Raw genomic sequence first — 24,096 nt, forward strand, 5'->3', positions numbered from 1 at the left:
CATAAACGGACGTTAATATCGCAACAGATAGTTAGCGCATAAGTATTTTTTACTGCACTTAAAAATTTTATTTCCATTTATGAAAAAAATATCATAATTTTATCAACAACCTGGCACCGCCCAGTTGCTTAGCTACGGCACCGCCCATCGCTATGCTATTGATTAACAACCACGAGGTTGATCATGCCGCATCCCGTTATATTTGGTCGTATAGCAGCCGTAATACCAGTAAAAAACATCAAAATTTCCAGCGAGTTCTACATCAATGGACTGAATTTCAATGCTGTTTTTACAAATGGAGACCCTGTGGGCTTCATGATATTAAAGCGTGAAGACGCTGAGCTACATTTGACTCTGCAACCACACCACAAAGCACCTTCCTTTCCAGTCGCGCACCTTCTTGTAGATGACGCAAATGCATTTTATTCCCAATGTCAGAATATCGGTGCCAAAATTATCAAAGGCCTACAGGATAAAGAATACGGCATTCGGGCATTTGTTTTCGCTGATCCGGATGGAAATCGGATAGACGTTGGACAGATTCTGAGGAAGTAACTAAAGGTAGTATTTGCGCAAATCGGTCGCCAGCAAATGGCGACCGAACTAACAGCGAGCAGGTCAGTGATTCATTACTTCCGCCGATCTTCCGAAGGTTCTTGTCAACTGTGCAGGGGTTTGCGCACAGGATAACAAGTGATCTCCTGCGCCTGCATCAAGGCTTACAGCCCTTTAACCAGTGACAGCCCCGTCAGGCTTTTTCAGAGTAGGAAATGCAGTATCCATTGCCTGTCCTGAGAACGCTGGCAAACCCCGCCTGACCTAAGTGCATGCCCGCAACGATCAGTTTTTCGCTGACGGCTTTTTCCATCATTATCTTTCTTGTTTCCTCAGCCAGAGCTGGATCTGTGTCAAATAAAATAGAAACTGCCGGTTGCGCTGACTGAATATGAGGATAATGGACAATGTCTCCCCATATTAATAAACATTTATCATCCGCATTGATGCGAAAACCGGTATGCCCGGGCGTATGACCCGGTAGCCATACCGGCAGAATACCGTCTGCTATTTTGTCGCCGTTAAAAAAACGCACCTGCCGGGCATAAGCGTCTAAGGTTTGACGGACCAGCCAAAAATTACGTTGCCCGCGCTCATTCGCTATGTTGAGTTTTTCATCATCCTGCCAGTGTTGCGCTTCGAGAGGATGAAGAAGAATTTCCGCGTGTTTAAAAACGGGCTGTTTCTCCGAATCCAGCAGGCCTCCAATATGATCCGGATGACAGTGTGTTAATAAAACAGTATCGACGTCGTCAGGGCTGACACCCACTGCTGCAAGGTTTGCGTTGAGTTGTCCCGCCATGTTGTTCAGCGGGCCTGTGCCTGCATCAACCAGAATAATTCGTCCCTGGCCGCGAATAAGGTAACAGTTTATATGGATATTACCGGGTTCACTGATTCCGGCACTGCATTGAATAACGTGCGCATCAGCTCTTTCAATGCCTGAGAGTAAATCCAGACTGGCTGTCATATTGCCGTCACTCAGCGCTGTTATTTGAAAATCTCCAATTTGACGAAAAGGAAAGGGATGGCTCATCATTACCTCGGGATTAGTTGCGGGCGAACAGGTGTTCGTCCAGGGAGCCAAAACAGCGAATACGAGCCATCAGACCAGAGTCCTGTTGAGTTGCAAAATCCAGTTCTCGCATAAAGTTCTCCATGACTTCATGGGTTCGCAATGTTGTCAGACGATAAAAGAGCTCGGCATAGACCGGTTGACCGCATCCCGGCTTAACGTCGACAAAAATGATATGCACGTTTTTGGGTTCTGCACCGAGAATGTCACAGCAGAGAGCGCTGCATTTATTGGTAAAATCATCAAGGTTTTGAAACTTGTCAGAATGTTTTTCAGAAATATAAAAAGTAAGATTAGGCATGATGTTATCACTTCCCTTCTTCAGAACTCAGCAACTGCGGTGTCAGAGGCTGGTAGAGATGCACACCAGACATATCTGTAAACAGCGAGGCCATCTCCACAGGCAAGACATATGCAATGCGATAGTCAGGGCACTTATCCAGCCCCACCGCCTGCATCTCCAGACTCCGATATCCCAGTTCTGTCTCTACAAAGTCTATTGGCATTGCGCTCAATAGCAGAATTTCATCAGAAGAGATCGCTGGAGCAAGGCTTTCACCTCCGTAGAGGTTACGATGCCAGTCAGTAATGCAACCCTGCCAGCGAGAGAAATTACCACCACCTTTTAAACGGTAATCCTCACTGCTGAGAATATCCGCATCATTAATAGTGTGAATGGCAAGGTAAACAGGACAGCCGGGTTTGACGGCGCGAAAGCGTTGAGAGGTTGTGAAACCAGCAACAGATATCAATGCGGGTAGTTTTTGCTGGCTGTAAAAGGCATTCCATTCTGCTTCGCTTTCAGGGTCGTTATAAGAGCATTCCACGGTATAGAACATCAGCCCATCTCCACATGAGTGATACACGCAAGCAAATACTATTTGCTCAATGATTTTTCATCATGCTACAGGCTGGTTATCCCGCTTAAAAACGATAATATGTCACGAGTCAGTGACATTAAGTCAATGAGAGCATGTTGTAGGCACTGAGTAAGGAACACATTTATGCGCAAAAAAATACCCAGCAGTGCGTCTCTGCATGCTTTTGATGCCGCCGCAAGACACGGTAATTTCGTCCGGGCCGCAGAGGAGTTATCGTTAACGGAAGGGGCGATTAGCCGTCAAATTGCGCGTCTTGAAGCGTTGCTGAACTGTAAACTGTTTGACCGTATGGGAAGCCGGGTAAAGCTTAACCCTGTCGGTGCGCGCTATGCGCATTGCGTGCGTGAAACGCTCGAACGGCTCGAAAGAGATACGCAGTACATCATTGGCATGCCTGAGGGCAGCAGGAGTCTGGATATCGCCGTCCTGCCGACCTTTTCCTGCCGTTGGCTTATTCCCCGCCTGAGCGGCTTTCATTATTTGTTCCCGGACATAACGTTAAATATTGCGGCGAGAACGGATCCGTTCATTTTGCCTGGAAGTGGCTTTGACGCCGTCATTCATTTTGAACATTCCGCATGGGCAGGCATGCGTATGCAATTTCTGTTTCAGGAAAATCTGCTGCCGGTTTGCAATCCCGCACTGCTAACAAATAATGACGTCAATCGACAGTTAAACGAACTTCCGCGTATTCACCGTAGACAGAACCCTGATGCATGGCATCACTATGCCCGGGAATGTGAAATACACCTCGATAATCCGGCTCAGGGTGTGCGCTACGATCTACATGAAATGGCTATCGCTGCGGTCATCGCAGGACAAGGCGTAGCATTGGTTCCACGTATGTATGTCGAGAATGAATTACGTTGCGGTATGCTAGTTTCGCCCTGGCCAGCCTCAGGATGCCTGAGCAAAAAATTCTGTTTAGTAAAACCGACGGAAACGGGGATCAATGAGGCTGCGCTGGAAAGTTTTGAACGCTGGCTGCTTGCTGAAATTAATACTCTCACCAGCCCCAATGCTGAACGATGACATTCCGTCCGCTCCTCGCTGTGAGTTCAACCGATGGATGTGCGGGTGATTCATCGTATGGCGTTTTTCCTGGCCTATAGTAGTGCGGCCCCACAGTCCCATGTTTATATTCTTTAAGTCTGGACTTAGGCAGGCATTCGTTATTTGCGCTGACCTGCCAGTTCATGACAAAGCGCACCGATCTTTTCAACGGCATTGAGCAGCGTGGACGAGGGTTCATTCGCACAATTTAACCGCAGGAAGTTCTGAAACTCAGCCCCTGGAGAAAACAGGAGGCCAGGACTGACACCAATGCCGAGCGCCAACGCGCGACGGTGTACCACCAATGAATTCAGCGGATGCGGGAGTTCTATCCACAACAAGAAACCGGCTGTCGGCACGGTAACACGAGTGCCCTGCGGGAAGCTGGCCTTGACCCGGGCGATAACGGCTTGTACCCCCTCTGAGATCCGGAACTTCAAGCGTCGCAAATGACGCTCGTAATCCCCACTTGCCAGTATATCGCTCGCGGCAGCCTCAAGCAGCGGTGCGCCAGCCCAGTCCCCGGCCATGCGAGCATGCAATACCTGAGTGTGATAGCGTCCTGCCGCAACCCACCCTATTCTCCAGCCTGGGGCAAGGGTTTTGGATAATGAACTGCAGTAGATCACACTCCCGCTCTGGTCGAACGCCTTGCAGGCCGGAGGACGCTGCCCTTCACCGGCCAGATCACCATACACATCGTCCTCGATTAAAGGGATGCCTGCACGTTCAATCAGAGCAACAAGTTGCTGCTTGCGGGTGACGGGCATACTGGCGCCGAGTGGGTTTTGCACCGTGGGCGAAGCCAGCACGGCGGCAGGACGGTGGCGCTGAATAGCTTCATCCAGAGATGCCAGCAACAAGCCTTCAGCAGGATCCGTGGGAATTTGCAATGCCTTGAGGCCTAAGTCCTCAAGCAGCAGGAGCGTACCGAAGTAGGCAGGTTGTTCAATTGCCACTACATCACCAGGCTGACTTACAGCCCGCAGAGCCAGACGCAGTGCCTGCGTCGCTCCAGCCGTGATGACGAGATCATCCGAACCAAAACGGGCTCCCCACTGTGCAGCGCGTACGGCTATATTTCTGCGCAGGTCTGCCCTTCCCGGCGGCAGGCTGTAGCTCTGCCCGTGCGCGTCCAGGCGACGGGTTGCAGTCTGTAGCGCCCGCTGTAGCGTGTTTGTTGGCAACCATATTGGATCGGGCAGCGCTGCACCAAGCGGCACCAGACGGGCTTCTGAGCTACTAAATAGTGAACGGGCTAATGCTGACATTGTCACGGGGACTGGGCCAGGTAAATCCTGGGAAGACGGCATGTTCTGAGATGTGTTTATCTGGCAAACGAAGTAGCCCGAACGCGGACGCGCAACAATCAGGCCCTCGGCCTCGAGACAACGGAGTGCTTCCAGTGCCGTTGGGAGGCTAACCTGCTCTCGTTCGGCCAGTTTACGCGCGGAGATCATCCTGTCGCCGACTCGCAATACACCTGATGCAAGGGTAAGGCGCAGCATTTCAGCAATGCGGCGGTAATGTGGGGACAACAGACGTGGAGCGGACATTGCGAACTGTACAGTCTGATTTTCGATAGATCTGACTATACAGACAATGATGTGGCCCTTCTATAGTGGTGCCGAACCCGCTCAATCAAGGAGGCATTATGCATAGCGATAACTTCGATCTTTCTGCTTATTTCCGTCGCATAAACTACACCGGGCATGCAGCCGCCGATACCGCCACGCTGCACGCGCTCATGCGCCATCAACTCTTTTCGGTACCCTTCGAGAATCTGGATGTACAGGCTGGCAAAGTCGTATCCCTGGTACCCGAAGACATTGCAGATAAACTGCTACACCGAGGCCGTGGTGGATACTGCTATGAGGTTAATGGGCTATTTGCCATGGCACTGGACGCTTTAGGTATTACCTACCGTTTCGTTGCCGCTCGCCCGATGTTCTACCCGGCACGCCGACCTAAAACGCATATGGCATTAATTGCTGAAGTTGATGACCGCCTGTGGCTTTGCGACCTGGGGTTCGGCAGCTATGGCATTCGCGCGCCGCTCGCCATAGACATGACAGATACCGATATCGAACAGGATTTCGACACTTTTCGACTTATCCGTGACGTTAATAACGAGTACCTGCTACAAGCGAAGGTGGAGGGTGCATGGGCTAATCAATACAGTTTTGATCTGTCCCCCCAGGAGTGGATTGATTTCGTCCCAGCCAACTACCTCAATTCCACCCATCCTGATGCCATCTTTGTGCAGAAGTTACTGATCGTGCAGCACGCCCCCGAGGGTCGCCTGATTTTGCTAGGTAATTTGCTGAAGACGATCACCGCAGAGGGTATCGAAACGCAACAACTGACGGAAGACGGTATTGCCCTCGCCCTGGAAAATCGATTTGCCCTGCCTGTACCGCAATCCATCAGGAAGACGGGTTAATCCTGAGCACAGCCTTCCCTCTTTTTAGTCTAATGAAATATACAGAGGGCTGGCTGGCACGCCTGTCGCAGACTCGTCATTCACAAATGAGAGTCCGGATTTAGTTTTATTTCAGTTGCAACACCGATGCTAATTGACCATTCATTGAGCAAGTAATCAATGCCTGCTCTTCGCTCACAGATTATCGTCTGACCCACTCACAGTGTCCGCTTAGTGCTGTGAGTTCAACGGGTCGTTGCAACGCTATCCTTAATCAAGGGGGACGTTGCCATGAAACGAAGAACGCGCATTAACTACACGCCAGAACAGAAAGCGATTATCTGGGACCGGTATAAGCAAGGTGATTCCCTGCATGATATCGCCAGAATGTTCGACAGATATCATTCTTCTATTATGCCCACTATCCACCAGACTGGTGGATATCGTCCCCCTGTCCGAAAGCGGCATCCGTTAGCTCTTTCACTTGATGAAAGAGAGGAAATATCCAGAGCGCTGGTAGAAAAAATCAGCATCAGAGCGATCGCAAACAAGCTATCGAGAGCACCTTCAACGATTAGCCGCGAGATCAAGAGGCACGGTGGTGCAAAACAATACCGTGCATCAAAAGCGGATACTGCTGCGTGGGAAAATGGTCTGAGACCAAAACCTTGCAAGCTAATTGAAAGACCCACACTGTGTAAAATCATCGCAGAGAAGATGCATCAGGACTGGTCGCCGGAACAAATCGCCGGTTGGCTGAAACGCTGTTATCCGGATAATCAGGGAATGCACGTGTCACATGAAACGATATATAAAACGCTTTTTATACAAACCCGGGGGGCATTAAAAAAAGAGCTGCAGCAATGCCTCAGAAGCGGAAGAGCGGTTCGTAGATCCCGAACGTCATCACTTAAAGGGAAAGGATTAGGGAAAATCCCGAATGCGATACCTATCAGCGAAAGGCCACCGGAAGCCGCAGACAGAGCCATACCTGGTCACTGGGAAGGTGATCTGATCCAGGGCTCGAAAAACTCCTATATCGTCACCCTCGTAGAACGGCATTCCCGCTTTGTTATGCTAACCAAAATCAGAGACAACAAGACCATAACGGTTATATCTGCGCTCATCAGACAAGCCCGGGAATTACCTGTTGAGCTTTATAAAACACTAACATGGGATCGGGGGGCTGAAATGACCAGCCACACCCGATTTACTGTAGCGACAGACATTCAGATTTATTTTTGTGATCCTCAATCTCCCTGGCAACGTGGCTCAAACGAAAATACGAACAGGTTGCTCAGACAATATTTTCCAAAGGGAACTGACTTATCGGTTCACAGCCAACAACGACTAAACAGTATTGCCAAGCAGCTCAACGAGAGGCCGAGAAAAACGCTAGACTATGAATCACCCGCAGAGCGGTTCAATCAATGTGTTGCGTCCATCAGTTGAACTCACAGCCAAAAGCGGACGGTAAGTGATGTTAGTAAGCATTCAACTCAAACTCAGGACTGATAACGAGTATCGAAAAACATCGCGTAAATTTTATTTACCTAGATAAATCAGCCTGTTACTCCGCTTAACTCCAACAACTTTATTAATGAACGTTATTTTTCTACCACAAATCCCATTTGGGACTATTCTTTTCGGTAATTGGTTCAAATCACTATGTTTCGTTTTCAAGGTCAAAAATGTATCACCTTATGGATACTAAAGAGAAATTCAACATGATGAAAATAAAGCCGTTGGCACTGTTATGTGCGGGATTAATGATTTCAGGGTCTGTTTTAGCTGCTGATTACCAGTTTTCTGCTGAGAGCAAGCCTGCTACTGATGTGACCAAAACTAAAAATGAAGCCGTTTATAAGCAGCTCGATTTTGCCAGCAAAACCGATTTCGAAAACGTAGATAAAGGTTTCATTGCTCCGTTGCTCAATAACGGTGATATTCCGGGCGTCATCAGCGCGACCGGCATGAACTTTATGCAGAACAAAGAAGCACCAGCATCGGTAAACCCAAGCCTGTGGCGTCATGCACAGTTGGTAAACCGTGGCGGACTGTACAAAGTATCCGACCACATTTATCAGGTTCGTGGGCAGGACATTTCCAACCTGACCATTATCGAAACCAAAAGCGGCATCGTTTTGTATGACGTTGAATACTCGGTCGACTCTTTCAAAAAATCTATTGAACTGTATGAAAAAGAGCGTGGTAAAAAGCCACTGAAAGGCGTCATTATCTCTCACAGCCATGCTGACCACTTTGGTGGTTTTGCGGGTATCTACGCTGCGGGTCTTGCAACACCAGAAGACATTAAGAGCGGTAAAATTCCTTACTACGCCCCAGAAGGTTTTGTTGAGGAGGCCGTCAGTGAGAACGTGATGGCAGGTAACATCATGGCACGTCGTGCCGGCTATCAATACGGTAACGTCCTCAAGCAGGATCCTACTGGTACCATCACTGCGGCGCTCGGCCCTGTTCTGGCGAATGGCGCATCCTCCCTGGCAATCCCTAACCACTTCATTACCAAAGATGGTGAGAAAGCAACTATTGATGGTGTGGATTTTGTCTTCTATCTGACGCCAGGTGCCGAAGCACCAGCGGAAATGGTGGTATATATCCCACAGTGGAAAGCACTGTCTATGGCGGAAGAAGTTAACCATCTGCAACACAACATCTACACCCTGCGTGGTGCTAAGACACGTGATGCAAGTGAGTGGGCATCTTACATTAATGACGCCATCGCACGTTGGGGTAATGAGGTTGAAGTTCAGTTCGGCCCACATACCTGGCCTGTTTGGGGCAACGAGAACGTGGTTGAGTACCTGAAAGACCAGCGTGATGCCTATCAGTCTCTTTACAACACCACTATCCGTTACGCCAACTATGGCTATCGTCCTGACGATATTGCTGAAAATGCAAAACTGCCAGAAAAAGTGTTCAACAAGTGGGATAACCGTCCTTACTACGGCAACACGCGCAACAACCTGAAATCTACCTACATTAAAAATCTGGGTTGGTTCAGTGGCAACGCTGCTGAGTTGGCGAAATATCCTGACGCTGAACGTGGTAAGCGTTACGTGAAAGCAATGGGTGGTGAAAGCAAGGTCGTTGATCTGGCTGTTCAGAGCTATAAAGAGGGCGACTATCGTTTCGCAGTCGATCTGCTGAACAACATAGTTTCTTATGATGCATCGAACAAAAATGCAAACTATCTGATGGCTGATGCCCTGGAGCAAATTGGTTATCAGGAAGAAACAGCGCTGACGCGTAACCTTTATCTGTCAGGCGCACATGAACTGCGTGTGGGCGGTAGTGTACCGAATAAGTTAAGCACCGCGTCTCCGGAAGTTATTGCTAACCTGCCACCAAAACTGCTGATGTCTTACATCAGTATGATTTCCGATCAGATTAAAGCAGAGAAACTGGGTAACCATACCATTGCTCTGAATATGGATGGCGACAAGTTCCTGCTCGACCTGCATAACGGTGTGCTGAACTATGTTGAACTGACTGACGATATGCCGGCTCAGAAAGCGGATGTTAACCTTCAGATTTCGAAAGTTGATCTTATCGCTGTTGTTGCCGGTAAAGAGAAAATTGATGATTTAATCACAAACGGTAAGGCGAAGATCGACGGCGATCGCGACGTTCTGAAACAGATTGCCTCCACTTTTGATACTAACATTAAGAACGACATGAACCTGGTGCTGCCACTGCAACAGGCAAATCAGATTAAGTAATCCTCGTAAAGCGGTATATTAAAAACGGGTGGTAGAAACTACCCGTTTTTTTGACTACTACATTTCCAATGTCAGCATTTTCGTTGATATATCTTCGCTGTTCTTCTCTCCGTTGTTCAATACGTCGACGATGTATAAATAAAACGTTGCCACCTTCCGCTCCTCGCTCATAAGGGACAAGAGAAGCTGTTGCTGCATTGATAAACCCTGGCAATTTGCATAGTACAGACTTCTTGTTTCGGCCTCGGGTCGGAACTAATCAGCACATATTCCAGAAGAAGAACAAAATCTTACCTGATATACAAGAAAATCAAGCGTATCCGGGTAATGCAACTTCTGTTGGGCAATAAGAAACTGGAAAGCACAGTCCGTTACCCGTCCATCGACCAGAAGATGTTCAAGGATGAGTTATCTCCGTTGACTGGTGAGCATGTAACTTTTCATTTTAATGCACGAATGATCTTGATTATGCACGATACCGCCGTTTATGATGTTACCTCATCGTGCTCAGGGGCCATAATGCGAAAAAACGTGCATAAGTACGGATCGTCAAAGCCAGATCTTTTCCGGTAACGGATATGTGCTAAAAAATAGACGTTGAGATTCGGCGACAAAACGGTGACTGGCAGTGTCAGTTTCGCTTTCCTGTTTTTATGAAAGATAAACAAAGATATTTCGTTGAAAGTAAAAGATTTTTAACTGATGGTGTGGCCTGAAAAAGCCGCATAAAAGCGGAAGGTGAAGATATCGACGTGCTGGAGCTTCCCCTCGATACAAATCATGCCGCTGTAGAAAGTGGTCTAATTGTTGATGGTAAAACCATCATGTTACTTTATCACGTAGCCCTGAAAGGCGTTTTATGAGGTTCTCATGACTAAACAACTCATTCTGATTGCTGGCCCATACCGTAGCGGAACTGAAGGGAAGCAAGAACTGATCGATGCTAATCTCGCTCGACTGGAAACTGCAGCGCTGGCGGTATACCAGCGAGGACACATTCCCGTTATCGGCGAATGGCTGGCATTACCCCTGGCGAGATCTGCAGGTTCTGAATCTATCGACGATGAGATAGGCGAGTCCATGATCTATCCGGTTGCGCACCGGCTTATCACTAAATGTGATGCCATTTACCGAATTGAAGGTGCTTCTAAAGGGGCTGATATGGATATTGAAATAGCACGAAAACATGGACTAGTCATTTATACCAGTCTTGAAGACATTCCCCTGGCATGATTTTGTAGTTCAACTATCTGCAATTTTGCAGGCAGTATAAAGTATGCCCGCCGTGGTAAATAATGATGAGTCATACGAATTTGGAAGGGAAGTCCCTTTGTTACCAAAAGTGTGTATCTGAGAGACACGCATTCGGTTTCATTGGTGCGTATCCTTTCCTTTTAATACTTATATCGTTAAGCATCGACTCAATTTATTTTGTTTTTTATATTAGATGGCTAGTATCGTTATTCTATGAGCCAGGTATAAAAATCGCTGATACCATATGAAACATTTTAATAATGAAGGGATTTGATGTCATTCGTAATGACCTTCATTTTGGAATGCGATATAAAGTATTTCTAAAAAACGAGCATTCTCATAACGTTATTAAGGCTAAGAACATGAAGCAGGTTGGCATTGTTGGTTGGCGAGGTATGGTGGGTTCTGTTTTGTTGCAGCGAATGGTCGAAGAGAACGACTTCGACCATATTTCTGCTCATTTTTACAGTACTTCAAGTGCCGGTGCCGCCGGGCCCGTCATTGGCGGCGTCAGCTACACACTCAAGGATGCTAATTCCATAAGTGCCCTGGCCGAAATGGATATCATCATAACCTGCCAGGGGGGTGATTATACTAAAGCAATATACCCAGCTTTAATTAATCAAGGCTGGAAAGGCTACTGGATTGACGCGGCCTCTGCGCTACGGATGGATGACAACGCCTGCATTATTCTCGACCCCGTCAATCGCCCCACTATTGATCGCGCAGTCAAAGAGGGAATTAAACTTTTTGTCGGCGGCAACTGTTCCATCACGCTGAGCCTGATGGGACTAGCAGGGTTGATACAGGCTGACTTGATCGAATGGATGAGTGTGATGACCTATCAGTCTGCATCCGGTGCAGGAGCTCAATATGTTAGGGAATTAATCGCTCAAAGCGCATTTATAAGTCAGCATTTAACCTCCGATGAACTGGCATCTTCAGGTTCCGTGCTTCCGTTAGTCAATAAGGTCAGTGAACTGATTAAAAGTGCTGACATGCCCATCCACCATTTCGGCGCACCGTTAATGGGTAGCATCATTCCATGGATTGACAGCGATTTAGGGAATGGTAATAGCCGTGAAGAATGGAAAGGTGAGGCAGAAACAAACAAAATTCTGGGTCTTGCTCCTGGTACGATCCCGGTAAATGGTTTGTGTATTCGTGTCGGCGTGATCCGCTGCCATAGTGCTGCAATAACCCTGAAGCTCAAGCGTGAAGTTAGCGAAGAAGAATTTGCACAGTTAATCACGCATTCCCACCCCTGGGTTAACTATGTGCCCAATACCAAGGATGAAAGTGTCAGTAAATTGACCCCGGCTCATATCAGCGGTTCGCTTCAGGTTGGTATTGGCCGTTACAAGAAAATGGCGCTAAACAATGACCCTGTCTACTCGGTTCTGACGGTTGGCGATCAGCTATTGTGGGGAGCGGCGGAACCATTACGCCGCATGTTGAATATTCTGCTTGGCAAAGTCTAACGCATATTAGTTGGCCAAAAGCATCTACCTGGCAGGTGCTTTTGTGATGTTGTTTCAGGGTTGCTTCAGCAACCCTGTTAGCGCATAAACCATTGTGTTATCAATGAGGTAAAGGCTATACCTCAAGCCCTGCTCTGTATTGTCCCCATTTCAACACCGAATTGACGCCAATCGACAAAAACGGCTCCGGCGGCGTTTTATTTGGCCCTGGTGATGACTTGAGAAACTGAATTAATTCATTGTTTTCGCCCGCAATCATATCCGCCAGCAGTTTGCCCGTGGCCGTGCCGCGCGTGATCCCCAGGCCGTTACAGCACAGTGCACCGTAGACGTTGTGGGCCAGCTGGCCGAAGAAGCCTTCATGATTTTCTGACAGACAAATGGCCCCGCTCCAGGAATATTCAAAATCGACCTGATTAAGCGTGGGGAAGCGCCGCTCAAAAGATTTACGGTGCCGGGCAATAAAGTTCTTCAGGTGATACTCCCGCGGGCGGCCATCCGGGTGGAAGCTAAAGCTATTACGCATCAGAATGCGGTTATCCATCGTGCGGCGCACGGTGCTGCCAAACGGATGCGCCGGGATCACGCCCCACACCGGCTTGCCGCCCAGCAAGGATTGCTCGTCGGTCGTCAGCGGACGGGTCAGGCTGCCGTACAGGAAGGTGGGCAACAGCCGTCCGCGCAGGAAGCCAAAGTGCGATGCAAAAGCGTTATTCGCCAGGATCAGCTTATCTGCTGTGATGCAGCCGTTATCATGCACCAGCGTGATTTTATCGCCGTAATCAATGGAAGCGATCGGCGTATGTTCGTAAAGCGTCACGTTCGAAGGCAGACTGTTTGCCAACCCTTTTACCAGCGCAGACGGCTGGAGCAGAATGGTCCCCGGAATATAGAGCGCCTGTTTATAGTACGAGGTGCCGATATGTTCCGGGAGATCTCTGCCTGCAATCATCTGCGTTTCACGGCCAATCTTCTCCAGCCCACGGCGATAGGCCTCCAGAATCGCCACGCCCTGCTCGCCCACCGCCGCCTGGTATTTTCCGGACTCGGACATCTGACAGGCGATCCCCTGTTCCTTCACGATAGCGCGCAGGTAGTCCTGCCCCAGGGTGTTGAGCTTGAGTATCAGGTTGGCGGTTTTCACATCGCCGATATAGTCCTTCGCGCCAATGTCATGCGGCACGTCGATAGCAAAACCGGCGTTACGCCCGGAAGGACCAAACCCCACCTCCTGCGCTTCAATCAACACGATTTCATCATCAGGGAAGTTAAGCGCCATCTGACGCGCCGCAGCAAGCCCGGTTAACCCGGCACCAACGATTGCCCAACGCGCATGCTTTTGCCCCACATGGGCAGGACGCGGGGTGCGCGATGGACTGGTGTGATACCACCCTGGCAGGGCGTCATCGGCAGGAAGAGAGGTGATCTTTTGCACGTTAATTACTCCGGTACGCTGTCATGTTTGCTTGTTCGCTTGAAATGCGAGGCCGGGATTATGTTAGCCAGGCTAAAAAAATGAATACGTGATGTATATCTCATGTATACAACAAGTATAAATTTAGTTAAATCAAGGTTAATTCAGACGTGCGAAAGCCCCCGCACGTGCGGCGATAAGGCTGTTTCTGGTACTGTTAAATCCTACAGGCGGATGCCTGCAGGCTGGTGTTTATGAGGGGTTACTCGGGAGACTGCACACGCTCATCGGCTTTCAATCCCTGAGGGGCAATAAACATCTCCATGTTTTCCCGCGACAGCTCCCAGTGTTCAAACACTAAATCCACCACGGCCTGCTCATCGCGCGCCTCCAGTGCGGCAATAAAAGCATCGTGATGATCGGCAGAAAGCTGCAGACGTCGCTCCATATCCTCATTCCGCGGCCGGAAAAAAGTATGACCTATGCGGCAATGGTCAATCAGCAAACGCCCAAGGCTCGGCTGCAGATAGGGGTTGGCCGCCATCTCGCCCATAATTTCGTGAAAGCGGTTGTTCTCCAGCGCCAGCGCTTCTGCATCATGGCTGTGTACCGCTTTGCGAAAGCGCTTTTGCGTCTCTTTCAGCGCCTTTAACTGCGCCGGCTTGTAGTGTTGTACCGCAAGACGTCCGGTGGCCGCGTAGATCATTGGCGCCACCAGGAAAAAGTTACGCAGCGTCGCATGGCTCATGGGGATAACGCGAACGCCGCGCTTTTCGACAATCTCAAGATAGCCTTCACCCGCCAGGCGCTGAAATACTTCGCGCACCGGCGTGCGTGACAGGCCGTATTGCGCGGTCAGGCTGGCTTCATCCAGCAGCTCATCCGGATCGAGTTCCATCGTTAAGATGTGCCGCTTGAGATCCTCATACAGCGCTGCCTTCCCCGTTCCCATTACCGCCTCCTGAATATCAACCTGTTATGCTGCTTAACCTACAGATAAAGGGGCGTTACAGCAAAAATTATCCACCGCCGGGATCACGTTCTGCCCATTTCACTGCTGACACGCGGGTGAAAAAGGCGGTGTTCTGCCGGTGAGAGAAGATGCGTCCCTGCGTTCTCTTAAGGCTCGCCGCCACCAGAAGACAGAATCAGAAAGGCATTCTCGCTTCCAGGCCGTTGGATCCGGCTTCAGGCGTCGTGTTCTGCAACATCAATCCAGATGGTCTTCAGTTCGGTGTACTGATCGAGGGCAAACACCGATTTATCACGCCCACCAAAGCCGGACTGCTTATAGCCGCCAAAAGGCGTGGTGGCATCCCCTTCCCCAAAGCAGTTCACGGTCACAGTTCCGGCGCGAATCGCGCGGGATACGCGGATCGCGCGATTAAGCTTGCTGGTATAGACCGACGCTGCCAGGCCATACGGCGTGTCATTCGCCAGCACAATGGCTTCGGCTTCGGTTTTAAAGGTGGTCACGCACAGCACCGGTCCAAAAATCTCCTCCCTGAACAGCGCGCTTTCAGGGGTGACGCCGTCGATTACCGTCGGCTGCACGTAAGCGCCCTGCTCCGTGTCACCGCCATGCAGTACGCGCAAGCCTTCCTGACGCGCCGTGTCGAGGTAGCTGCTCACCTTGCTGAAGTGTTCCGGGGAAACCATCGTGCCAAGCCGGTTGTGCGGATCGAGCGGGTTGCCCATCGTCCAGCCGCCTATCTGCTTCGCCATCTCCGCCAGCAGCGCTTCTTTTACCTCTTCCTGTACCAGCAGACGCGAGGTGGCAGAACAGTTCTCGCCCATGTTCCAGAATGCGCCGTTAAGTACGTGTCCGGCTACCGCAGCAATATCATCGGCATCATTAAAGACCAGCGCCGGGTTTTTGCCGCCGCACTCCAGCACCACCTTTTTAAGATTGGACTCCGCCGCATAATGCAGAAAACGGCGTCCGGTTGCCGTGGAGCCGGTGAAGCTCACCATATCGATATCGGCATGCAAACCTATCGGCTCGCCCACCGCTTGCCCGGTACCGGTGACAATATTCAGCACGCCCGCCGGTACGCCTGCCGCAAACGCCAGCTCCGCCACCCGCAACGAGGTCAGAGAGGTCTGCTCAGCCGGTTTCACCACCACCGAACAGCCTGCCGCCAGCGCCGGACCAATTTTCCAGGCGAGCATCAACAGCGGGAAGTTCCAGGGCAGGACGCAGCCCACCACGCCAATTGGCTCACGCACCACCAGCGCCATGGCGTTACCGGCCGGCGCCGTGTGATCGTAAAGCTTGTCGATCGCTTCCGCATGCCACTTCAGCACATGGATAGTCTCCGGCACGTCCACGGCCAGACACTCGCTAACCGGTTTGCCGCTGTCGAGGCTTTCCAGCACCGCCAGCGACTCAAGCTCCTGTTCCATCAGCGCCGCCAGCTTAAGCAGCACGGACTTACGCTCGCCCGGCGCCAGCTTGCTCCAGCTACCGGCCTCAAAGGCCGTTCTTGCGGCGCTTACCGCCGCGTTAACGTCGTCAATATCACAGGCTGCGATATTGACGATGGCCTCACCGGTCGCCGGATTGTACGTCGTCAGCGTGTTACCGGAACGCGCGGCGGCAAAACGGCCGTTGATAAACGCCTTGTCAGGAAGCGGGAGATCGTGCGCAAGGCGCGTGACGTCATTAAGCGTCTGAAGCTGTTTCATTCTGCCCCCTTACACCACCGTGACCGCAGCCACGTTCCGTTTCACATCGGCAATCACCGCTTTCAGCTGCGCTTTCTCGTCTTCATCGAGGTTTTGCAGCGGGGCGCGGACCTGACCGGAAGTCAGACCGTTCAGCTCGCAGCCGTAACGGATGGACTGCACAAACTTGCCACCGTCGAGGAAGTTCATCAGCGGCATCATGGCGGCCATGATCTTGCGCCCTTTTTCGAAGTCTTTTTCCACCACGCAGGCTTCATACAGCGCCACGTGTTCACGTGGAATAAAGTTGGAGCCGGCACACACCCAGCTGCGCGCGCCCCATGCAAAGAACTCCAGCGCCTGGTCGTCCCAGCCGCAGGAGAGCGCAATGTTCGGGAATTTGCAGGCCAGCAGGTGCAGGTTATTGAAATCCCCCGAGCTCTCTTTGATGGCCACGATGTTGGACGAGCGGCTCACTTCGCGGAAGTAGGTCTCCCCCATGGTGATGCCCATGCGGCCCGGGTAGTTGTACAGCATGATCGGCAGCTGCGCGGCTTTATCGACCGTCAACGCATGATGGGCGTTTTCCAGTTCGGTCGGCAACGCGTAGGGCGGAGAGGTAACCAGGATCGCGTCGGCTTTAATTTCCCGGGCATGCTTTGCGTAATCCACCGCGTCCTCGGTGCGGATGGCGCCGGTGCCGACAATCAGCGGCAGACGGTTGCCAATGACCTGACGTGCGTGCTCGGCCAGCGCCTTACGCTCTTCCGGACTCTGGGCGTAGTATTCACCAGTCGAACCTCCAATGATGATGCCGTGTACGCGGCCTTCAATCAGCGACTCCAGTACCTCGGAAAAACGAGTGAAATCAATGCTGCCATCGGCTGCGTAAGGGGTAATTGCCGGGGTGTAGATACCTTCAAATGTCAACACGATAACCTCCAGGGGGAATTCACGACCATGACAGTCTGTTCAGCAGCCCACCAGGCTGCGTTTGTTAAAAATTTGCACGTGGTTGTGAAAGAGGTCAATGGTTGAATATTTTTTGTATACACAGAAAATACAACGTAAATACCAAATAGTAGGATATTTATACGAGAGATGTAATTTTAATCATTTATTATCAATTACTTATAAATACATTTTCGTCGTAGTTATTTTCTACATGATTTCAGATAGCGATCACATTCCGGTGTAATTACCCATCAGAACGTATTTACAGCGTTCATCTGGAGGCATAGTTTTAAGGCAGGATTTAACTAGCCATTAACAGAACGCCACGTCAGACGACTCAGTTGTGAACTTAATGTAAACAGAGGTACAGGGTATGCCCCAGAAGAAAGCGACGCTCATCGGACTCATAGCAATCCTCCTGTGGAGCGCGATTGTTGGGCTGATTAAAAGCGTGAGTGAGGGTTTTGGCCCGGTGGGAGGCGCGGCGTTGATCTACACCTGTAGCGCCATTCTGCTGCTGTTCACCATTGGCTTTCCGAAACTGCGGAAGTTTCCGCCACTCTACCTGATCGTCGGCAGCATCCTGTTTGTGTGCTACGAGCTCTGTCTGTCGCTCTCGCTGGGCTTCACCCACTCGGGCCGCCAGGCCATCGAGGTCGGAATGGTGAACTATCTCTGGCCGAGCATGACCATTTTACTGGCGGTTATCGTCAACCGCCAAAAGACCAGCCCGCTTATTATTCTGGGGGTTATTTTAGCTGTTGCCGGAATATGCCTGGTATTGGGCGGCGATAAAGGCTTCGCGTTCAGTGAGATGACCAGCAACATTATGGAAAACCCGCTCAGTTACGGTCTGGCCTTTAGCGGCGCGATTATTTGGGCAATATATTGTGTGGTAACCAAAATTATCGCCAACGGCAATAACGGCATTACCCTGTTCTTTATTTTAACCGCCCTGACATTATGGCTGAAATATCTGTTAGCACCGCAACCGGAGTTTGTGCTTTCCTGGCACGCGGGGATTAGCCTGGTGCTGGCCGCCATCGCGATGGGCTTTGGTTACGCGGCCTGGAACGTCGGGATTTTACACGGCAATGTGACCGTGCTGGCTGCTGCTTCGTACTTCATCCCGATCATCTCGGCGGTACTGGCCGCCTTTATGCTGAATTCACAGCTGACCCTCGCCTTCTGGCAGGGCACCGCCATGGTGAGCCTGGGCTCGTTAATCTGCTGGCGGTCTACCCGCAGCGTGGCGCCAAAAAATGAATCTGTAGTAACTGAAAGTAAGTAAGCACCCGATAATAAAAAACATCTTATCCGACTATCCTGCACCGGAGGAGTATTTGCCATGAATTACCACAAATGACTATTTATTGATTTATCCAGATCGCTATCTCTGCGCTGGATAACATTTTAACTTTTTTACCTGACCTACATTTATTCTGCGATCGTTTGAATAACGGCACCGGTTTCGCGTGTCTGTAATACGTCGCCATCGTAAATAAGGCGTGTTACCACAGTTAATTCAACGTCATCGGAGAAAGACCGGAGTAACCATGTCAAATACTATTTCTGTAGAAGACGTTCCACTTAACCGCTTCCATCGGCTGCTGACCGTGCGTTCAGGCGGGGGATCCTTTGTTGATGGCTATGTGCTGAGCATCATCGGCATTGCCATGATGAAAGTCTCCCCTGCCCTGGGCCTCAGCGCTTTCTGGGAAGGTCTGATTGCCGCTTCGGCGTTGATCGGCATCTTCTTTGGCGGCTTTATTGGCGGCGCTCTGACTGACCGTCTTGGACGTCGCGTTCTCTATTTCGTTGGCCCGACGCTGTTCGTCGTCTGCTCCGTGGCACAATACTGGGTACAAAGTGGCGAAATGCTGTTTGCGCTGCGCTTTATGAACGGGGTTGCCGTGGGGATTGAATACCCGGTCGCCACCGCCTTCCTGGTGGAGTTTCTGCCGAAGAAAAATCGCGGGCCGTGCCTCGCTACGCTGACCATCTTATGGTTCGCAGGTGCAGCCGCAGCTTATCTGATCGGTGAAGCGCTGCTGAATTTTGGCGGCCCTGATGCCTGGCGCCTGACCCTGGCCAGCACTGCCATCATTGGCGCCCTGCTGTTCATTGTGCGCATGGGCACCCCGGAGTCCCCGCGCTGGCTGATAAGCAAAGGCCGACACGCCGAGGCCGAAGCGGTTATTCGCCGCGTTTATGGCCCTGAGTTTGGCCTGGACAACTTACCCGCGCAGGCTGAAAGCAAGAATCTCTCTTTCGCCAACCTGCTCCACTCCGGCTACGGCAAGCGTATGGCGTTCGTCACGATCTTCTGGACCTGCTCCGTCATTCCGGTATTTGCCGTCTACGCCTTTGCACCGAAGGTGCTGGATGCGCTGCACCTGACCGGCGGCTGGGCCTCCTACGGGTCGGTGGCCATCACCCTGCTGTTCGTGGTGGGCTGCATCATTGCCACCCGCCTGGTGAATACCCTCGGGCGTCGTAAACTCTTGCTGCATAGCTTCCTGTGGTCGGGGCTGGCGCTGCTGCTGTTAGGTTTGCTGCGCGATGGGCCGTCTGCGGCGATCCTGTTGATGTTCGGGCTGTACGCGCTGTTTATTGGCGGCGCACAGGTGTTGCAGCTGGTCTATCCAAACGAAATTTTCCCCACGGAGATACGCGCCGGCGCGGTGGGCGTCGGCACATCGCTGTCGCGAATTGGGGCGGCGGTCGGTACCTGGCTGGTGCCGGTTTCTCTGCAGAGCATTGGCATCGGCCCGACGATGTATATCGCGGCGGCAATCACCTTCTTTGGCCTGGTGGTGTCGTGGTTCCTGGCGCCGGAGACCAACGCCCGCAGCCTGGAAGATGCTTCCTCTCTGGACGACGATCGTCCGCGTGAAAAGATGACCATGCAGGCATCGATGCCAAAACGGCAGAGTCTCTGAGACGCAAAGGGCTGCACGATGCAGCCCTTTTCTATTTCTTCACCAGTTTTTCAACTTCCCTGCGCCGCTTGCGGAATGCGCTCGGCGTTTCGCCATACTGTTTACGGAACCATGAAATCAGATGTGAAGCATCCGAAAATCCGGTAGCGGTCGCGATGGCATTGATGCTGTTACTCGAATCCGCCATCAGCTTACGCGCCTGTTCGAGGCGCATGCTGCGCCAGTACACCGCCGCCGAATGGCCGGTACAGCGGGTAAACATCAGGTTTAGCTGGCGGAAGGTGATACCCGCGAAATCCGCGACCTCTCCCAGCGGGATCGGCGAATCAAGGTGATGCTGCATAAACCCAATCACCTTGCCGATCAGCTCGTTTTCATAGACGTCCGGCGCGTTGAGCGGGGCGTTGTGCCGGGTCCTGGCGGTCGACTGCGTGGCGTTATCGACCAGCAGATATTTAAGCACCTTTTGGGAGCGCACCACCCCGCAGTGCTGACGGATGAGATCCGCCGCGAGGTCAATGGCCGTGCCGCCGGGACACGAGATAATCCCGCCGTCTTTAATGTAAGTCTTGTCGATCACCGGAATAGCTTTTGGAAAGCGCATCCGGAATTCATCGCGGGTCGTGAAGTGGATTGCGCAGCGACGCCCGTCCAGCAGGCCCGCGTTGCCCGCCACAAACGCCCCGCTGCACAGGGTGATGATAGGTATGTTTCGCGCATGCAGTTCGCGCAGCGCCTGCAATAACCATTCTGGCGAATGACGCGTCTCTTCGAGCAACCCACCCGCCACCACGAAGTAGTCCCACGCTTTTGTGAAATCCAGCTTTGCCGTCGGCGAGACAGGCAGCCCGCAGCTGGCCGTTACCGGCCCGTCGTCGCAGGTCATCCACTCCCAGCGACAAAAAATCTGTCGGCTGGAGAAGGATTCATCCGCCGCAAAACGCAAAGACTCCACCAGCCCGGCAACGGATGCCAGGGTAAACTGACGCATCAGCAAAAAGCCGATGGTCAAATCTGGTTTCGGCTCAACGTGGGTCAAAGGCATTCATCATGCTCCTTCAGTCCACCCAGCTTGCTCAGCAGGCGTTTCAGATCGCTGATATCCTGCGCATCCAGCCCTGCCGTAATCATCTTTTCCGCGCTTTTTGCCTGCTCAATCATCTGGGCGAGCATCGCTTCGCCGCTCGCGGTCATCCTCACCAGCTTGCGGCGGCGGTTTTGCGGATCGATCTGGACATCCAGCAACCCGCTTTTGGTCATACGGTCGATCACATAGGTGCCGGTCGCTTTATCAAACCCTGCCCGGTTACCCAGCGTTTGCTGATCGCAGGTGGTCTCTTCGGCTAATACCACCAGTATGGCGTACTGCACCGCCGATAACCCGGTATCGACGCACTGTGTCCAGCACATCGATGAGTGCTGCCCTGCCCGACGCATCAAATGCATTAGCGAACTGTCTCCGTGTGGCCAGAGCGGCGCGGCAACAATGAGATCGTGATTTTCTGACATCGGCTGTATTGACTCCTGAAAACGATAAAACTATAGTTCGAGCACAAACAGTTTGAACTAAAACTATAACTCAAAGGTTCGATTAAAAGGAACCCTCATGAAGCTTGTCGTAGGCATGACTGGCGCTACCGGCGCTGCAATTGGTATTCGCGTTCTGGCCGCGCTCAAAGAGCTCGACGTTGAAACGCATCTGATCATTTCCAAATGGGCACGTGCCACGATTCAACTTGAAACGCCCTACAGTGTACAGGACGTTATCGCTCTCGCCTCGAAGACTTACAGTGAACACGATCAGGCGGCGGCCATCTCCAGCGGCTCTTTTCGCGTCGATGGCATGATTGTGGTCCCCTGCAGCATGAAAACGCTGGCCGCCATCCGCTGCGGCTACGGCGACGGGCTGATTGCCCGGGCAGCGGACGTCACGCTCAAAGAGCAACGCAAGCTGGTGCTGGTACCGCGCGAATCGCCGCTTAACACCATCCATCTGGAGAACATGCTCGCCCTGACGCGCATGGGCGCCATAATGTTGCCGCCGATGCCCGCCTTCTACAACAAACCAGCCACCACTGATGACATCATCAATCACTGCGTGTCGCGCATTCTGGATCAGTTTGGCCTCGATAACGATTTAACAAAACGCTGGGGCCAGCCCCACTCGTCTTCCCCTTCGGCCTGAGGAGTGCCGCATGAAGTATTATGATGATTTAAGAAGTTTTATTGATGCGCTTGATGACATGGGCGACATCATGCATGTCACCCGCGAAGTTGACGGCGATTTCGAACCCAGTGCCATCACCCGCCGCAGTTATGAAATCCAGTCTCCGGCGCCCCTGTTCCATAAGGTGGCGGGCGTTGCTCCCGGTTTTCGCCTGTTTGGCGCCCCGGCCAGTCTCTCCTCACGTGCCGATATGCCTTATGCCCGCGTCGCCATGTCTTTGGGGCTGGCTCCGGGATCCAGCGGACCACAAATTATTGAGGCGCTCTCGGCGGCACGCAGCCAGCCCGGCATTCCGCCCGTGCGGGTTGATTCTGCTGCCGCGCCTTGCCAGCAAAACATCTTGCGCGGAGATGATGCCACGCTGGACAGCTTCCCCATCCCCTTTGCCCATGATAAAGACGGCGGCCGCTATGCCAACACCTGGGGCACGCTGATTGTTAAATCGCTGGACGGCAAGTGGATTAACTGGTCGATCGCGCGGGTGATGAAGGTTGACGGCAAGCGCATGGTGGGGTTGATTGTGCCCAGCCAGCATATCGGGCAGATCTGGACCGAGTGGGTAAACGCTGGCAAACCAATGCCGTATGCGCTGGTTCAGGGGCCTGCTTCGGCCATCTCCTGCGTCTCGGGCATTCCGATCCCGGCGCATGCTGACGAAGCCGATTATATCGGCACGCTGGCTGGCGCACCGGTTCCCGTCGTGAAAGCCGTCAGTATTGATCTGGACGTGCCTGCCACGGCGGAAATTGTTATCGAAGGGCATGTCTCCATCCACCGGGATTGTCAGGAAGGCCCATATGGTGAATATGGCGGTTATCTGGGCGAAGGATCATCGGCGCAGCCAACCTTCCACGTGGAGACCATCACCCATAGGGACGATCCCATCTGGCCAATGTCCATTACCGGCCGCCCGACGGATGAGTCTCATACCCTGTGGGCGATGGGTCTTGCCGCTGACGCGTTAACACATCTGCGTGACGCCGGGCTACCGATCAAAACCGCCTGGATCCCGGAAGACTCCACGGTGCACTGGCTGCTGGTGGTGGTACCGCAGGACTGGCATGAACGCTTGCCTGGGGTCACCAGTCACGAACTGTCCCAGCGTATCGGCGACGTGCTGTTCCGTACCGACGCGATGGTCTTTATTCCAAAAGTCTACGTGGTGGACGATGATTTCGACCCCACCAACCTCCGGGAAGTGGTATGGGCGCTCTCAACCCGCGTCCACCCGGTTGGGCGCCGCGTGGTGTTCGATGATCAACGCGTCATTCGTCTGCCACAGTGCTATGAAGAACAAGAGTATGTCGCAGGTAAAGGGGCCAAAGTGGTGTTCGATACACTCCAGGCCACCCGACATCTGCATGCGTCATTTGAGCAAGGTTATCCCGAAGACGTTCGCCGGCGAGTGCTGGAAAACTGGTAATGTCG

21 protein-coding genes and 2 pseudogenes are annotated in these 24,096 nt (G+C 51.9%); 13 read left to right on the plus strand and 10 right to left on the minus strand.

Features of this window, described 5'->3' with window-relative positions:
- The first annotated feature begins 183 nt into the window (after window positions 1–183).
- The gene (locus HF679_RS08645) at window positions 184–555 is read left to right on the plus strand and encodes a VOC family protein (protein WP_123753925.1); all 372 of its coding nucleotides are present in this window, start codon (window positions 184–186) and stop codon (window positions 553–555) included.
- Between the two features lie 193 nt (window positions 556–748).
- Here HF679_RS08645 and HF679_RS08650 read toward each other — a convergent pair whose 3' ends face one another.
- The 3 genes from HF679_RS08650 to HF679_RS08660 are packed head-to-tail and all read right to left on the minus strand — an operon-like array spanning window position 749 to window position 2,469.
- Window positions 749–1,591 (minus strand): MBL fold metallo-hydrolase, encoded by an 843-nt coding sequence (locus HF679_RS08650; protein ID WP_123755444.1) that lies wholly within the window; start codon window positions 1,589–1,591, stop codon window positions 749–751.
- 13 nt (window positions 1,592–1,604) lie between these two features.
- Window positions 1,605–1,931: a hypothetical protein gene (locus tag HF679_RS24980; RefSeq protein WP_187042875.1), complete on the minus strand. Its 327-nt coding sequence runs from the start codon at window positions 1,929–1,931 to the stop codon at window positions 1,605–1,607.
- Between the two features lie 7 nt (window positions 1,932–1,938).
- A complete protein-coding gene (locus tag HF679_RS08660; RefSeq protein WP_123753923.1) occupies window positions 1,939–2,469 on the minus strand; it encodes a sugar ABC transporter in 531 nt (176 codons plus the stop codon).
- A 165-nt stretch (window positions 2,470–2,634) separates the two neighbouring features.
- On the opposite strand from HF679_RS08660, the gene HF679_RS08665 reads away from it, so the two are divergent.
- Complete coding sequence (locus HF679_RS08665) at window positions 2,635–3,543, plus strand: LysR substrate-binding domain-containing protein (protein ID WP_123753922.1); 909 nt, start codon at window positions 2,635–2,637, stop codon at window positions 3,541–3,543.
- Window positions 3,544–3,683: 140 nt separating this feature from the next.
- On the opposite strand, the gene HF679_RS08670 is transcribed toward HF679_RS08665, so the two are convergent.
- Window positions 3,684–5,120: a PLP-dependent aminotransferase family protein gene (locus tag HF679_RS08670; RefSeq protein ID WP_187042876.1), complete on the minus strand. Its 1,437-nt coding sequence runs from the start codon at window positions 5,118–5,120 to the stop codon at window positions 3,684–3,686.
- Between the two features lie 98 nt (window positions 5,121–5,218).
- Here HF679_RS08670 and HF679_RS08675 point away from each other — a divergent pair, with 98 nt between their 5' ends.
- The 7 genes and pseudogenes from HF679_RS08675 (at window position 5,219) to asd (ending at window position 12,464) form a co-directional block, all read left to right on the plus strand.
- Window positions 5,219–6,007 carry an arylamine N-acetyltransferase family protein gene (locus HF679_RS08675; RefSeq protein WP_187042877.1) on the plus strand — a complete coding sequence of 263 codons (789 nt, stop codon included), beginning with the start codon at window positions 5,219–5,221 and terminating at the stop codon, window positions 6,005–6,007.
- 270 nt (window positions 6,008–6,277) lie between these two features.
- Window positions 6,278–7,438: an IS30 family transposase gene (locus HF679_RS08680; protein WP_187042672.1), complete on the plus strand. Its 1,161-nt coding sequence runs from the start codon at window positions 6,278–6,280 to the stop codon at window positions 7,436–7,438.
- Window positions 7,439–7,689: 251 nt separating this feature from the next.
- Window positions 7,690–9,729 (plus strand): alkyl/aryl-sulfatase, encoded by a 2,040-nt coding sequence (locus HF679_RS08685; RefSeq protein WP_222618231.1) that lies wholly within the window; start codon window positions 7,690–7,692, stop codon window positions 9,727–9,729.
- A gap of 173 nt (window positions 9,730–9,902) precedes the next feature.
- Window positions 9,903–10,116 (plus strand): annotated as a pseudogene (locus tag HF679_RS08690) (integrase); the annotation flags it as partial.
- Between the two features lie 338 nt (window positions 10,117–10,454).
- A pseudogene (locus tag HF679_RS24875) lies at window positions 10,455–10,592 on the plus strand (GDP-mannose pyrophosphatase); the annotation flags it as partial.
- 7 nt (window positions 10,593–10,599) lie between these two features.
- Complete coding sequence (locus HF679_RS08695) at window positions 10,600–10,962, plus strand: DUF4406 domain-containing protein (RefSeq protein ID WP_123753907.1); 363 nt, start codon at window positions 10,600–10,602, stop codon at window positions 10,960–10,962.
- A 383-nt stretch (window positions 10,963–11,345) separates the two neighbouring features.
- Window positions 11,346–12,464, plus strand: coding sequence for an aspartate-semialdehyde dehydrogenase (asd, locus tag HF679_RS08700; protein WP_123755442.1), 1,119 nt, complete (start codon window positions 11,346–11,348; stop codon window positions 12,462–12,464).
- A gap of 115 nt (window positions 12,465–12,579) precedes the next feature.
- Here asd and HF679_RS08705 read toward each other — a convergent pair whose 3' ends face one another.
- The 4 genes from HF679_RS08705 to HF679_RS08720 all read right to left on the minus strand — a co-directional run bounded on the left by HF679_RS08705 (window position 12,580) and on the right by HF679_RS08720 (window position 17,478).
- Window positions 12,580–13,899: an NAD(P)/FAD-dependent oxidoreductase gene (locus HF679_RS08705; RefSeq protein WP_187042878.1), complete on the minus strand. Its 1,320-nt coding sequence runs from the start codon at window positions 13,897–13,899 to the stop codon at window positions 12,580–12,582.
- A 241-nt stretch (window positions 13,900–14,140) separates the two neighbouring features.
- Window positions 14,141–14,830 (minus strand): GntR family transcriptional regulator, encoded by a 690-nt coding sequence (locus HF679_RS08710; protein ID WP_123753905.1) that lies wholly within the window; start codon window positions 14,828–14,830, stop codon window positions 14,141–14,143.
- Window positions 14,831–15,066: 236 nt separating this feature from the next.
- Window positions 15,067–16,566 (minus strand): aldehyde dehydrogenase, encoded by a 1,500-nt coding sequence (locus tag HF679_RS08715; protein ID WP_123753904.1) that lies wholly within the window; start codon window positions 16,564–16,566, stop codon window positions 15,067–15,069.
- Between the two features lie 9 nt (window positions 16,567–16,575).
- The gene (locus tag HF679_RS08720) at window positions 16,576–17,478 is read right to left on the minus strand and encodes a dihydrodipicolinate synthase family protein (protein ID WP_123753903.1); all 903 of its coding nucleotides are present in this window, start codon (window positions 17,476–17,478) and stop codon (window positions 16,576–16,578) included.
- Window positions 17,479–17,872: 394 nt separating this feature from the next.
- Between HF679_RS08720 and yddG the strand changes: the two genes are divergently transcribed.
- Both yddG and HF679_RS08730 read left to right on the plus strand, forming a co-directional pair.
- Entirely contained in the window at window positions 17,873–18,790 is a 918-nt protein-coding gene (gene yddG / locus HF679_RS08725) for an aromatic amino acid DMT transporter YddG (protein ID WP_187042879.1), read from the plus strand.
- Between the two features lie 265 nt (window positions 18,791–19,055).
- Complete coding sequence (locus tag HF679_RS08730; RefSeq protein ID WP_123753901.1) at window positions 19,056–20,441, plus strand: MFS transporter; 1,386 nt, start codon at window positions 19,056–19,058, stop codon at window positions 20,439–20,441.
- A gap of 31 nt (window positions 20,442–20,472) precedes the next feature.
- Here HF679_RS08730 and HF679_RS08735 read toward each other — a convergent pair whose 3' ends face one another.
- Together HF679_RS08735 and HF679_RS08740 are read right to left on the minus strand one after the other, a co-directional pair.
- A complete protein-coding gene (locus tag HF679_RS08735; RefSeq protein ID WP_123753900.1) occupies window positions 20,473–21,486 on the minus strand; it encodes a GlxA family transcriptional regulator in 1,014 nt (337 codons plus the stop codon).
- Window positions 21,477–21,950: a MarR family winged helix-turn-helix transcriptional regulator gene (locus HF679_RS08740; RefSeq protein ID WP_123753899.1), complete on the minus strand. Its 474-nt coding sequence runs from the start codon at window positions 21,948–21,950 to the stop codon at window positions 21,477–21,479. Before HF679_RS08740 ends, HF679_RS08735 begins: the two co-directional genes overlap by 10 nt.
- Window positions 21,951–22,047: 97 nt before the next feature.
- Here HF679_RS08740 and HF679_RS08745 point away from each other — a divergent pair, with 97 nt between their 5' ends.
- Together HF679_RS08745 and HF679_RS08750 are read left to right on the plus strand one after the other, a co-directional pair.
- Window positions 22,048–22,626, plus strand: a complete 579-nt coding sequence (locus HF679_RS08745) for a non-oxidative hydroxyarylic acid decarboxylases subunit B (RefSeq protein ID WP_123753898.1) — start codon at window positions 22,048–22,050, stop codon at window positions 22,624–22,626.
- A 10-nt stretch (window positions 22,627–22,636) separates the two neighbouring features.
- A complete protein-coding gene (locus HF679_RS08750; RefSeq protein WP_187042880.1) occupies window positions 22,637–24,091 on the plus strand; it encodes a UbiD family decarboxylase in 1,455 nt (484 codons plus the stop codon).
- Window positions 24,092–24,096: the final 5 nt, after the last annotated feature.

Origin of the sequence: Enterobacter sp. JUb54, from assembly GCF_014298075.1 — a bacterium.
Taxonomy (GTDB): domain Bacteria; phylum Pseudomonadota; class Gammaproteobacteria; order Enterobacterales; family Enterobacteriaceae; genus Klebsiella; species Klebsiella lignicola.